The sequence below is a fragment of the Mycoplasma sp. 3392 genome (genome assembly GCF_053851755.1).
In genome coordinates this window covers 77,389-91,299 of sequence record NZ_JBSQBF010000002.1, presented here as the reverse complement: position 1 = coordinate 91,299, position 13,911 = coordinate 77,389, and the positions used below count along the sequence as shown (strand labels likewise).

Sequence of the window (13,911 nt, the reverse complement as noted above, 5' to 3'; positions counted from 1 at the left end):
AAATTAGTGTAATTTCAATTTGATTTCTAGTTTGTCAATGTTTGTCTTATAAGAAGAAGTTTTATATATGGTTTCACCCTTTGGAGTAAATGCAATATCTTGAACCACTCCCTCAAAATCTGGATTGTCATGTGAAGGGTGTCACAAAGAATAAAAGCTCTTTGCAGTAAAATCACCAAATCTTTCTATGTAAGTCTCATCATTGTTCACAATTGAATCTTTAAGTAAAAGTTTGGTGTTAAAAGCATCGAGATCATTCAACAAATCTTCGGCCTTTGCCATATTTAAATACTCAGTTAATTTGTCTGCTTTGATTTGGGTTTTATAAGTTTGTGTTGTCCCATCATTTAGATGTACTGTTTTTTCTGTTGCTTCATCATCTAGAGTTCCAAAGTTATAAGTTTTGAACATTCAATTAGCAGAAGTATTAGGTTTTTTTACATAATTATTGCTGTCATTTATATATCCAGTAAGAAGATTAGTTTCTCCCTCGTCACTATTTTTATAAAGTCTATTTCCTAAATCTAAATCAAGAATTAAAACTGCTCTATCTTTAAATTCGCCTTCTTCATAATTTTTGACCTTTACCATAGGAAAGGCTATACGAAGTTTAATCATATAATCAACATATTCTGAATATTTTTTAATATTTATATCTTTAACAGTTCAATAAATATATTGATTTCCATCACTAGACACAGATGGTTTGTATGAGTCGCCATCGGATAGTGGTTCAGCCTTACTTTTTCGTAGTGTTAAAAGAAAATCGTCTTTTAACTTCAATTTTACTTTTAAATTGTCGTTTTGTGCATCTTCTCTGCTATTTGTACTTGATTCAGGATTGTTTATATTTCCATAATTTTTTACTTCTGAAGAAAATATGTCTATATTACGCTTTGCCATGTCTAAGAGTGAATATTTAGCAAATGCGCCAACATAATTATTTATAACATTTTGTGCATTTCAACCTGCTTTATTTCAGTCGAAAATTTTGCTTTTTTCTTTTGTTGTAGAACCTAAGCTTTGTTGTGTTATAAAAACTTCGTCCAAAGTATTTACTGAAATGGTTACACCGTCATAGTATTTTGCAATGTAATCTACGCCTGGATAAGATGAACTACCTTCAGGTTTTTTGTAAATGAACCTTAAATTAAATTTAATTTTCTTAGTTAAACCATCGGTTTGGTTGAATATTTTAATGTATTGAGAATCAGTTTTAGCTTTATAGAATTGAACATCAACATTATTTAGGTTAAATTTCTGATTTTCACTAGACTTTAGAATATTGAACTTATTGAACAAGTCTAAAAATTCAGTTTTATCCTTAATAGAAGCATAGTCATATTCTGGGTTAGGTTCATTAGGATCTTCAACATTTGAAGTATTTACTTGATTTCATTTCTCAACGATATCTTCAGCACAAATTCCTTCTTTTACAACGATATCGTTGTAATTTGCTTCATTTGGTTTTTGTCAGTCCGGAACGACATCTAAATAGCTAAAAATTTCATTTAGATTATCCTTGTAACCAATTCAATCTCTTAATTGCTTAATTGAATCGTATGAACTCTCAATGTTTTTCAATACCATGTCGAAAGGAGTAACGTCTTTTTGTCAGTTGGCTAAAATATCAGTTTTTAACTTTTCAACTGCATCTTTTTCTTTATATGAATTTTTAATGAAATTACTGAAATCTGGATTTCGACTAGAAATATTGTTGCTATTTTCGTATATGTTGTAAGGGCTAATATTATTAACAACTTGTGAAAATAGCAAACCAAAATTAGAATAAGTTTCAGTGTAGTCTTTGTAAATTTTTACAAGTGAATTAGCGTTGTCATTTGCACCATAAACTAGGTTGTTGAATTGTTTTTGATTTTTATAAATTTGACCAATTAGTGTTTGTAGTTTTTCTTTTACGTTGTTCATTTTTTGAACTTGGTCGCCAGTTTGTGGATACTGAGCTTGTACTGAAGTATCTGTATAATCGTTATTAGCTAGAGATGAAACAAGCGAGCTAAGTGTTTCAACAACGCTTATTGTGGCTGCATCTAGACCTTCGTTTTTAAAACTATTTAGACTTGATTCAATATCACTATATTTATTAATGCTTCTTAAGATAGTTGTAAAGTAATTTGCATACGCATCATTATTTTGTTTAGCAGCAAAATCACTTTTGAAATCACTATATTCTCTTGCTAATTTATTTAATGGACTAATGAATTTAGTATTCAGTGTTTGTAATTGTGTATCAAGTGATTTGATTTGTACCATGTATGAATCAACTGCAGTAGTGAACACATTTTCGTAAAGGTCGCTTCCTGGTTTAACGGTTTCATCACTTAATTCTTGTGTTAGGTCAAAATTGAACTCACTTAAGAATGTGTTTAGTGAGTTTAAATCATCTTCACTTGCTTGCATAATTTTTAGCAATTGTGCTTTAGTTAATTCTTCTCAATCTTGTGGTTTTGATGTTCCCTCGACGCTATTTATTAAATCAGCAAAGTCTTTTAATCATTTATGTTCTCAATAAATTCTAGCTTTTAGACCTTGATACAATTTCAAGACATTTTGTTGGTATTTTTGTTGTAATGAGTTGTATTTTTCAGAAATTTCATTGAACGTATCCTTATCATTGATACCCTTAACTGAAGACAAGTATGTAAAATCTGGATCGCTTGAGTATTCTAGTGTTGGTCTAATATTATTTTGAAGCATTAAAACGCTCAATTTTACAAAGTTGTTTGCTAAGGTTTTAGCTTGGTTCAGTTTGGTTTGTTTTAGTTTGTGCAACAATCCTGTTTGCATATTTCTTAGTTCTTTGAATGAGGCATTTTTTCTTTTACTCATTTCGACAATCGCTTGATCGTCAGTAGTAATGCTTGGATCTGATTGCTTGATTTGTTCTAGTGTTTCAGTTGTGTGTTGAATTGCTCTTTGAATAGCTTGATTCAATTCTTCAAAAACAGCTTTCATTGTGTCATCTTGAGCATAAGTATCTTTTAGTGCATATCAAGATTGAGCAATTTGGATGTTGGCTTGCAATTTGTATGTGTCTCAGAATGCTTGATTGAATGTATGAGCATTAGCAGCATCTTTATTTACATACAATTCTGATCATGATCCATTTGTTGGAACTTCAATTTTGTAAGTATTAGGAACAAATTGAAGATATTTTAACTCTAGTTGTCTTCTAGGAATGACAATATCATAATTTTGATCGTTGACAATTAGTCGTGATTTAAGTTTTTGTAACGCTAGATCAACTATTTCATTTAATGGTGCTTTTTGTTCGTCTGATAACTTGATTTGTGGTCATGCAGTGAAATAATAGTTTTTTGAATAATATAGAGCCGGTATGTAAGCAGCTGAGATTGTTAACATTTCTTTACTTCACTCAATCAGTGTATCTTTAGAAATGTCATCATTTAATAAATTGTCAGTAATTTTATTTACTAAACCTACAACAGGAGGATTTACATCTTGGGCTGAGCCAAATAGTTTTTCAGTGTATTGTTTAATAACTTCTGAGTCAGTGAAAGCATCAGGATAAAGACTTTTTAAGTAATCATTTTGTTCTTTTACAGCTTTCACATTAGTCATAATTGCTTCATAGAAGTAGAGATTAGCATATTTATCAAAAGCATTTGCTCTAATCTCTTCAAGTTTATTGTTTAAATTATTAAAACTTGAATCACTAGGAGCTTTAGTTAGCGAATCTAAATTAGCATTTGATAATTCAGTTAAAAGGTTTTCATAGTAAGCCTTAATGTATTGTTTTGAAGCGGTTTCATTTAGGTCAACTCAATAAATTTCGTCATAACGTTCTTCAATTAAATCGAATAAGTTAGTTTGGTTTCTGTTAATAATGTCATCAGCAATGTCCTGTCTTAAAGTTGCAATATTCAAAAGTTTTGTAAAATCGTTTTCTAAAACTTTTTGAAGACTCAAAATGTAATTAACAGGTTTAACAACATCGCCTATAGCAGGTTTTTTTCAGACAGCATCAACTGGAACACTTCTTAAAATTGCATCAGCCATGTTTTTGGCATCTACTACATCTTTTACGGTTCTGTATAGTCTTGATGCTGCTACTTCTTGCTGCTTAGTAATCAATTCTTCCTGTTTGTTTAATAAATTAATTATGTCGTTGAATTTTTCAATGTAACCAATTATGTTTTCGCGACTCAATACTTCACTTGTTGCTCCTGAATACTATCTATTAACATAATCTTCAAAAGCCTCTTGCTCACCGTTTGCTGAGCCAAAATTACCAGTTCCCTCTGGATATTTAATACTATTAATTTTTTGTAAAGAAAGAAGGTAAAGTTCGCGCAATCTTGTTGTTAAATCAACTAGTAATTTTAAATTTTCAATTTTTTCTTTTGAATCATAAACATCTTTGTCATTTAAATCTTTCGAACCATATAAGTCTTTTAACTGCTCATTTGCTTTATTTAGTTCGGTTAATGCTTTTTCGATCAATTGAGTTTTTTCGTGATCCTCATCTTCGACTTCAGACATTTTTTGTTGATAAAAATCGTTTGTATCTTTAACTAATTTAGCAATTTGCTTGCTATTATCAATTGAATCAATTAAATCATTTAACTTAGTGTTAACTTCAGTAGCTTGTTCATTATTTGTAATATTATTTGCATCAGTTTGCAACCCATTGAAAAGGTCGTCCATTTTTTGTTTGAAACCAGGATCTAAATTTTCAAATGAACCTTGGTCAAAATCATTTTTAGCATCTGTTACTTTGTTTGTTATATCTTCTTTGTTTTCTGGTGATGTTTTGGTTTGAATTACCGCATTATCAAGATCTTGCTTTTTATTTAATATTTCTTGCGAACTTTCATCTGTAGCTGTAGATGGTAGTGATTGTTTAATTTTATCTTCAAGATCAACAGCTTTTTGGTTATTAGTATCATTATTTTGATTTTTAAGATTTTGAATACGATCAAAAGCCTCTTTTTGTGATTTCACTAAAGAGTTTATTGCATCTAATTTATCTTTTAACTTGCTTAGTTCTTCTTTATCCGAACTGCTTAAAGCATTAGCTTTGTTGACAATATTTTGTACATATTCTTCTAGCTTTTGAGCAACTTCGGAAGCAAGTGGATTATTAGTGTATGGATGTTCCCTTATAAGAATTTATATTATTTAATGTCTCGTCTTTTTTAGCATTAAATATATCTTTTTGGTAAGCGTCATCCATTTTTTGTAAATATGCTTTTAGATTTTCACTGTTAGCTTCGGGAGAGTTTTTATCGGCATTGTATTGATTGATAACAGACTCAAGAGTTGGAACTTGGATTCCACGTAGTGAAGAATCTTTTAATAAGTAATTGATTTTTTTAGAAATTTCAGAATTTACTTCTTCTAGTTTGTTGTAGAAATCATTTTTATCTTTTGTTGCTTCGTCATACAATGTTTCGGCATCCAATTTTGCTTTCTTTAGATCCAAAATTGAAGCATCTTTGTTTAAAACCTTAGTTTCTAGATCATTTATCTTTTGTTCTAATTCTGAAGCTTTAGTAGCAAAATTTGGTGAGTTCTTTTCTTTATCTGTGTATACATTTTTAGCTTTATTGATAGCCTTTTCTGTTTCAATATAATCTTTATTTTTTGAAAGCGCATTGTTTAGATTATCAATTTTTTGTTTTATTTGGTCATCATCATCTTTATCGTTTGGTAAAGAGTCTAAAATTGCGTCTTTTAGATGTTGTCAAGCATATGGATTTTCATCCTTGTTGATATCATCTAATGAATTTAAAGCATTAGACAATTTTTGTACAAGTGGCAGAACTTTTTTGATTTTATCTGTTAATTGTTGTAATTTTTCCAAATTAGGATCAGCAGAAGAAAGTAAATTTTCTTTTTCATTTAAAAGTGATTTAATTACTTCATTTACTTCTTTATAAGGTGATTCCTGAGAATTTTGCTCATCTTCTTCATATAGTGCATCACTTAGATCTCTTCCGCTTTTATCAAGAAGCGCTAGTGATAATTGTTTGTTAAGTTCATTATTGCTTTCATCAAGTTGTTGTTGTACTTCTTGGTATTGTTTTTGTTCACTAACCTCTTTTTGATTAAAAGCTTCTGGTTTGTTGTACTGATCTAAAAGTGCTTTTGCTTTTTGGTATGCTTGATCAAAATCTTTATGGCTATCAGTGTTATCTAAGTCAACTTTCTTGATTGATGCTTGTTCGTAACTTTGTTGTAATTTTGCTAGTGAAATTTCTAAACTTGCACCACTTGGAGCATTTTGACTTAATTTTTCGATTTGTGCTTTTACATTGTTTCTTTGTTCTTCGTTTTCAGCATTTGAATAATCTTGAAATAGTTTGTCAAGTTTATTTAAAAATGATTGTTCGACTGCGTGAGTTTGTGAAATTTCATGCGCATTTTTAAAAGCATCAACAATTGCTTTTAAATTAGAATCAAAAATTTCATTTGCTTTGGTTTGGTTTTGTTTTGTTTCAGTGTTTTTGATTGCATCATCTAATGCTTTTTGAATTGAATCTATGGTTTTATCAGTGTTTTGTGGATTACTGAATGATTCGTCAGCTTGTTTGATGATTTGTTTGATATTTTTAATATCCTGACTAAATTTAGGATCGGGATTTTGATTGTATTTGTCAACTAAATCATTTGCTTGTTTTAACAAATCATCAAGTGTTTTGTATTTATCAAGATTGGTAGTTACTGATTCTATTTGTTTTTCAATAGCTTTTAGCTGTTCTTCTTTTTGTTCTAAAGTTAAATCATTATTTTTTGAAATTAAATCTGCTTTCGCTTTTAAAGCATCTAATAAGTTAAGTAATTTTTCTTTTCCACCATTTGAATTGTCACCAAATTTATCATTAACTGTCTTTTTGGCATCCTCAACTTGTTTTTGCACTTTCGCACTACTAATAGCAGCTTCTTGGTTTAATAAAGTTTCTTGCGCTCAATTAATATCATTTTGCATTCCTTGACGAGTAGCACCATCGTAAAGACTTGTAACTAAATAAACATCATTTAACTCTCATTTATTAACAAAAGTCTGAACATTTTGTTTTATTGAAACGTCAGGAATATCGTTTTGAATAGCTTTTAAATTTAGCACCAAGTTTTTGATTTCATCTTTGTTAATAGTGCGCAATGATTCAATTGCACTTGCTAAAAATTTGGTATTCGCTTCAATAGTTCGTGGAACAGACAAGTGGTTTGTAATTGAATTATCTAATGAAGTAAGTTTTTGCTTATCTTCAACATTTAAGCCAGTGAATTCTTCGTTTTTGATTGATGTTTTTACTTGATCTTGTAATTTTTTGATTTCATTTACTAGTTGTTGATTATAAGCAACAGTGCTGATTAAATTATTGTACACATTTGAAAGGCTAGTAATAAAATCACCAATATTATCAACATTGGTTTTTAGTAATTGGTCATTTGCTAGTTTTTCAAAATCTTCTAAAGTGATTAAATTAGTATCTTTAGCGTTTTCTAAGACTTCGTGAAGTTTTTGTGTGTAACGTCAAGCAAGGTTGAATAAAACTTTTTTGTCTTGCAATTGGTTATAAAGTTGCACACTTGGATTTTGTATGTCTACATTGACAATGTTGTCATTTACTCAATTTGTTAAGATTCCATAGTTTTGAGCGTTGTTAGCAAAATATTGTTGTAGAGTTTGAATAGCTTGTTTTAAATCATTTTGTGACAAGAAATTAGCACTAATTTTTGAAAAACTTGTGTCAATAAAGTCATTAATATCTTCTTTAACTGTTAAGTTGTTAGCAGGAATTTTGGCATATGAATCAAATATTGCTTGCTTGAAGCTTGAAGCTTGTTTATGTACGAGTCTTTTGTTGCTTCGTCTAATTGTGCACTTTGAATTTCTTTAACTAATGCATCAAATTTAGTATTGATTGAATCAATGTTTTCTTTTGATAAAGTGTTTAAAGCATCCTGAGTACTGCTTGCTGCATTTCTTAGAACTTGGTTGAAAATGTTGTTTAAAGTTTGTGCAAAGTCACGGCTAGTATTTGGGTTAGCCATTTCATTTTTAATTGTGTCTAGAGCTTGGAAAACATTATTTTTGTCAGTTGAGTTTTTGAAGAAATTATCGTTGTAAATATCTTTTTCAATTAGTTCATAAAATTGTTGTTCTAATTGATCTGAAAATTCATTACTTTTTTGTAGCAATGCATCATAATTGGCATAGAAATTGTCAAAATCAAAATCATTAGCGTCACTATTTTTTACATTGTCATAAAGTGATGTAACTTTTGCCTTTAATTCATTATCTTTAACTAGTGATGCTAATTCGTCTAATGATGCTTGAATTTGTTCTTTTGTAGCTTCTTTATTAGCAACAACAGATTCAAATTTTGCTTTTTTTACCGACTGGGCTAATTCATTTTTAAGACGATACATTTGTGCAACATCAGAATCTTTCTGTTTTACAAATTCTGATGCTCTTTGTACTAAGTCACTAATTTTTTGTTTGTTGTCGCCACTTAGATTTTTGTTTTCAGCCAACTCGACTTGAGTTTTCTTAATTTCATCTTCCATTGCTTGGTAAATGTTGTTATTCTTTGCATAATTAACTTCTTCAACAGAACTTTGTTTTACCAAAAGAAGTGCAGTAGTAAGACCAACAGCAGCTGCAGTTCCAGTACCCAAGGCTATCATTGAATTTAATAATTTGTTTTTCATACTTGTTCTCCTTAGTTTTGATGATTAGTTATTTTTAAAAAATCCAAAAATTCCATTTACTCTTTGTGCTTTAGTTAAAAGCAAACCATTTGCATCAGTGTTATTGAAACGAATAAAGTCTGCTAGATAAGCGATTTCAACACACAAAATCAAAAGCAGAAGCAAAGTCAAAATGATTGCTATCGCTAGTCAAATTTTTTACCCCTTAGTCATTGGCTTTTTTTCTTTATTTTTGCTTTCTGAGTTGCTTTTAGCAACTTCCTGGCTTGTTCTTTGTTCCATAAAAAATCACTTCCTTAATTTGTTGTTTTGTAAAAACAAGATTTCTAAAAATCTTACTACAAATTTAAATAAATTTGTCGGCTTTGCAAAAAAAAAAAAAAAAATGCGAGCAATATTGCTCGTAATGCGGAAAAATACTGTTTTTTTGAGTTTTTTGACCGGTTTTTTTGACTGAAAAAATTCAGTCTTTTTTTGGTTTAATTTTCTGGTTTTTCAAACACTTTTGCGTCTTTAAATTTGAATTTTAAACGAGTTAAAAAATTCAATTTTCTTGCTTCAAAAAGACTGGATTTTTGTCACTTTGCTTTTGGCATTTTGATTTTTGAAATTGAAGAATTTGCAAAGGCTAAATCGTTTACAAAAAGTACATTTTCAGCACTAATTTTATTTATTTTATTGTCGAAATAAAAGGCTTTTTGTGCAATAAGACGAATGTTAGAACCTAAGATTAACTCACTTACTTCTTGTTTTGATTCAACTAAAATGTTGTCGTAAATTAATAAGCTTTTAGTGTCTAATTTGTTGTCATTAAAGAATTTTGCACCAGTAAAAGCATTTTTAGCAACATAACTGATGTTAGGAAATTTAGCTTGTGCTAGGCTTGAGTTTTCGAAAGCATATTCACCTACAAAATCAACATTTTCAAGATTAATGGTTGATAATGTTTTTGTTTCAAATAAAGAATATGGAGCGATGTGTTTTAAGTTAGGAGCATTGATTTCTTGTAATTTGTAACAATATGCAAGGGCATAAAAATCAATGTATTCAAGAGCAGGGGCATCAAGTTTTTCAAGTGTAGTGTAAGAAAGCCCTGAAGCATGAATTTTCTTAATACTTGGCATCTCAACATCTTTCAAACTGACACAACCTTCAAAGACAGCAACACCAATTTCTTGTAAATTTTTCATTTTAACTTCTTGTAAATTAATACATTGATAAAAAGCTCTTGTACCAATAGTTTTAACGTTATTCATCTCGACGCTAACTAAGTATTTATTAGTTACAAAAACTGATTGAACCACTTCATCAATATCATTTAAAACTAAACGGAATTTAAAAGGAATTTTTTGACGATAAGCAATTAATTTGTTATTTTCAACAATTAAAATAAAACCGTCTTTTTCATTATTTATGTATGAGTTATCAATTGTCATAATTAGTTCATTTTTTTCATTCATACATACCTCCTTAGAATTACTAAAATTATAAAGTCAAAAACATTTTTTGTGTTGTTTTACTTATGATGTTAAAAATGATAATTAGTTGTCAATTTCGAACGCCGGGTATCGTTGTTTTTGTATATCGTTTCGTTATAATACTTTAGACATGAAAAAGGAAATTACACTATTTGAGGCTTTCGCTGGAATAGGAAGCCAATATAGAGCGCTTGAGCGTCTCTCTCTCTCTCTCTGAAAGGCAATCTAAATATAGAGTAATCAATTTAGGAACAATCGATTGATACATTGATGCTATTATTTCATATCAACTAATTCATTATGGAAAACTAAAAAAAGAAACAAAATATAGCCACGAACAAATGGCTAATCTTTTAGCACAATATACTTTTAGTGCCGATAGCAAAAAGCCAGTTGGTAATAATTATTTTATGAAAATGAATGAACAAAAGTTGGCATCAATTTTTCCTTACTTATATTCGTATGTTAACAATGATTACTTTCATCAAAAATATGTTTTCAAAAAAGACAAACGAGCAAGTAGTAACACTGATATTTCGAAATTTCAAACCTTACCGGAAGGAATTGACATTTTCACTTATTCATTTCCTTGTCAGGACTTGAGCCAGCAAGGTAAACAACGAGGTTTAACTAAGGAAACTCGTAGTGGTCTGTTATACCAGGTCGAACGAATTTTAAAACAAAATAAGGATCGTTTACCAAAAGTGTTAGTACTTGAAAATGTTAAAGCGCTAGCTTCACAAAAATTTATTCACCAATTTGAAGATTGACTGAACACACTCAAGAAATTAGGTTATAAAAGTTATTGAAAAGTAATTAATGCCGCTGATATGGGTAGTGCTCAAAATCGTGAAAGAGTTTTTGCTATTTCAATCCTGAAAGATAAATTATCAGAAGAATTTGAATTTCCTCAAAAAGTTGAAAATGGTAAAAGTTTAAAAGATATCATTCGCGCAGTCAAGAGCAATGATAAACGCCTTAATTTAGCACAAAAATATGAAATGACTGATTTTGTAACAACAGCCAACAATATAACTAAGGCAAGACTACTAAATTACACTGAATTTAACTCAGAATCATACGTTTATAAGCCAATTAATAAAGGACCTACATTGACTGCTTCTGGTGCTAATGCCAGATTAAAATTCTATTTTGAAAGATCTAAAATTCTTAAGGTAATTAACTCTCAGGAAGCTTACGAGTATATGGGATTCGAAAAGCGTGACTGACAAATAGTAAAAAGCAGTGATTTAGTTTCTGAAACAAAAATGATTTACACATGTGGAAATTCAATTTGTGTTGAAGTTTTAGAACAACTTTTTAGCCAAATACTAAAATGTTTAAAATAGACAAAAACACTAGAATCTTTAAAATCCCTTTGTGTTCTAAGTCATACATTAATAAAAGAAGTAGAGGCGAAAAAGTCCTGTTCGATTTATATATTGTTTTTGACACTAAGTTTCTTTATATCAAGACATGATATGCTAACTTTCTAGAAGCTCAAATTGACTTGTATACAACTCCTTCTCACTTCAAAACTAATCCTAAGAATTTCAGACACAGAAAACAACTATTAGAAGAAAGACTTGGTTTCAAAATTCAAGAAAGACCCGACAGAAAAGCTAAGCTCATCAAGACTCTTGATGACAAGCAGTTAAAATCGCTTGAATACTATGTTAACAACAATTATTTTGAAGATGGTTGCACTTTGAAGGGTCTAATTTACCTGTTTAAAGGAAATAATCCTGGGGGTTCTGTTACAAATCCATCTTCTTCTGAAATTGTAAGTCTCCCAAGTAAAAAAGATAACTTCACAATAATCAATCCAGCATTAGCTTTTGACTCAGTTTTTCTGGATACCGATGACTTTAAGTACCAAAATTTAAATGAATTTTTAACAATTAATACTAGAAAAAATAATGTTGAATCTTTCAATGATTTTTTAGAATACATTAAATCCGATTGTGAATTTTTGTACAACTTGATAAAACTATTGAATAAGTATGATAAATCACTAAAAAACCAAAAAGACATAGAAATTAAAATGTTACGTGAAAAGACTTTAAAAAAGAGTGAAAAGTACTATTGATTCATTCAATACATTAAAGATGAAGCAAAAAAACAAAGAGCACAATATAGAGACAAAACATCAGAGTGACTTGTATTTGAAAATTTTGCTGTAGAAGCTATTGAAAAAGCACACATCTATAATGTTAGTTGAATCAAAAGAGATGCTATTGAATACGCACATCAAAACACTAGCTGAAAAAAGAGTAAGTTAGAAAAAGAAATTAATAACATTTTATCTGATATATCTAACAAATATAACTTTCTTAATCTAGATGCTACTGTTCATAAAATGTTTGACGGATATAAATTTACATTCGATGCTGAAAATGGAAATCAAGTAATACTGGATGACACTATAGCTAAAAATGAACGTATAGCAACATACTTAGAACCTTACAAGCAAATAGAACATAGCAAACTTAATAATGAGCTTAAGAAATTCATATCAAAAAGAAATGACTACCTATCAAAAAATGGATTAATTTCACAAGAAAAGATAATTTAGCAGTCTTCTTTGGTTGTTTTTGTGTCTTTTTGTAAATTTAGTCGCGCTTGCGACTTTTTATTTGCCCTCTAAATAAAAAAGCAAAGCACAGTGGCTTTGCTTGATTTGCAATCAAAAACACTCACGATTATTTTGTGTTTTTAAGTTCTTTAAGTCTTGCTGCTTTACCTTTAAGTTCTCTCATGTAGTATAGTTTTGCTCTTCTAACTTTGTTTTTACGTAGCACTTCAACGTGGCTAATTAGAGGTGAGTTGTAGTTGAATACACGTTCAACACCAATTCCGTATGAGTTTTTACGAACTGTAAATGTTTTAGCTGTTCCTGTTCCGCTTAAAGCAATAACTAGACCTTCAAAAGCTTGAATTCTTTCTTTGTCTCCCTCTTTAATACGAACGTGAACACGAACATTGTATCCTTCTCTAATTTCTGGTAAGTCGCTTCTTAATTGTTTTTGTTCAACAATTTCTAATAATTTTGCTCTACTCATTTTTTAACCTTTCAATTATATCTGGACGATTTTTTAATGTTTTTTCATATTTTGCTTTTTGTCTTCAAGCTTCAATTTTTTTATGGTCACCACTTAACAGTACTTCTGGTACTTCAAAACCTTTGTAAACTCTTGGTCTTGTGTATTGTGGATAATCTAGCAAGCCATCACCTTCGAAACTTTCTTCTAAATGTGATGATTTTCTAATAACTCCCGGTGCAAGTCTAGCAATAGCATCCGCCACAATCATAGCCGGAATTTCGCCACCAGTTAATACATAATCACCAATACTTAATTCTTCGTCGACAAAATTTAGAATTCTTTCATCAAAACCTTCATAATGTCCGGCAATTAGTGTTATTTCATTTTCTTTAGCAAATTCACGAGCTTTTTGTTGATTGAAAACTTTTCCTTGTGGTGAAAGAAGAATCTTTTTACCACCAACTGTTTGCAACGCTAAATCTAATGGTTCCACTTGCAACAACATCCCTTGGCCACCGCCATAAACTTCATCGTCTACTTTTTGGTGTTTATCTTTTGAAAATTGTCTTCAGTCAATAATATTGATTTCCAAGTGACCTAATTTGATTGCTCTTGCAATAATTGATTCTTGAACGAAATTTTCGAAAAATTTCGGAAACAAAGTCAAAATATTAATTTTCATACTG

10 protein-coding genes are annotated in these 13,911 nt (G+C 29.8%); 2 read left to right on the top strand and 8 right to left on the bottom strand.

Annotated features, from left to right (window positions below):
• Positions 1 to 3: 3 nt before the first annotated feature.
• The 6 genes from ACWXVV_RS01990 to ACWXVV_RS01965 form a co-directional block, all read right to left on the bottom strand.
• Positions 4 to 4,191, bottom strand: a complete 4,188-nt coding sequence (locus tag ACWXVV_RS01990) for a hypothetical protein (protein ID WP_456012468.1) — start codon at positions 4,189 to 4,191, stop codon at positions 4 to 6.
• 24 nt (positions 4,192 to 4,215) lie between these two features.
• The gene (locus ACWXVV_RS01985; RefSeq protein ID WP_455984707.1) at positions 4,216 to 4,986 is read right to left on the bottom strand and encodes a hypothetical protein; all 771 of its coding nucleotides are present in this window, start codon (positions 4,984 to 4,986) and stop codon (positions 4,216 to 4,218) included.
• Between the two features lie 139 nt (positions 4,987 to 5,125).
• The gene (locus ACWXVV_RS01980; RefSeq protein WP_455984708.1) at positions 5,126 to 7,708 is read right to left on the bottom strand and encodes a hypothetical protein; all 2,583 of its coding nucleotides are present in this window, start codon (positions 7,706 to 7,708) and stop codon (positions 5,126 to 5,128) included.
• Between the two features lie 62 nt (positions 7,709 to 7,770).
• Positions 7,771 to 8,703, bottom strand: coding sequence for a hypothetical protein (locus tag ACWXVV_RS01975; protein WP_455984709.1), 933 nt, complete (start codon positions 8,701 to 8,703; stop codon positions 7,771 to 7,773).
• A gap of 24 nt (positions 8,704 to 8,727) precedes the next feature.
• Positions 8,728 to 8,874: a hypothetical protein gene (locus tag ACWXVV_RS01970; protein WP_456012467.1), complete on the bottom strand. Its 147-nt coding sequence runs from the start codon at positions 8,872 to 8,874 to the stop codon at positions 8,728 to 8,730.
• 308 nt (positions 8,875 to 9,182) lie between these two features.
• On the bottom strand, positions 9,183 to 10,163 hold the full coding sequence (locus ACWXVV_RS01965; protein WP_455984710.1) for a leucine-rich repeat protein: 981 nt from the start codon (positions 10,161 to 10,163) through the stop codon (positions 9,183 to 9,185).
• Positions 10,164 to 10,372: 209 nt separating this feature from the next.
• Between ACWXVV_RS01965 and dcm_N the strand changes: the two genes are divergently transcribed.
• A complete protein-coding gene (dcm_N, locus tag ACWXVV_RS01960; protein WP_456012466.1) occupies positions 10,373 to 11,530 on the top strand; it encodes a DNA (cytosine-5-)-methyltransferase N-terminal subunit in 1,158 nt (385 codons plus the stop codon).
• Positions 11,518 to 12,756, top strand: a complete 1,239-nt coding sequence (locus tag ACWXVV_RS01955; RefSeq protein WP_455984712.1) for an MAG4270 family putative restriction endonuclease — start codon at positions 11,518 to 11,520, stop codon at positions 12,754 to 12,756. Before dcm_N ends, ACWXVV_RS01955 begins: the two co-directional genes overlap by 13 nt.
• Positions 12,757 to 12,883: 127 nt before the next feature.
• Here the strand turns inward: ACWXVV_RS01955 and rplS are convergent, their stop codons facing one another.
• Both rplS and trmD read right to left on the bottom strand, forming a co-directional pair.
• Positions 12,884 to 13,243 (bottom strand): 50S ribosomal protein L19, encoded by a 360-nt coding sequence (gene rplS, locus ACWXVV_RS01950; RefSeq protein ID WP_455967863.1) that lies wholly within the window; start codon positions 13,241 to 13,243, stop codon positions 12,884 to 12,886.
• Positions 13,236 to 13,907 carry a tRNA (guanosine(37)-N1)-methyltransferase TrmD gene (gene trmD, locus ACWXVV_RS01945; RefSeq protein WP_438341789.1) on the bottom strand — a complete coding sequence of 224 codons (672 nt, stop codon included), beginning with the start codon at positions 13,905 to 13,907 and terminating at the stop codon, positions 13,236 to 13,238. The genes rplS and trmD overlap by 8 nt, the downstream gene beginning before the upstream one ends.
• Positions 13,908 to 13,911 lie beyond the last annotated feature (4 nt).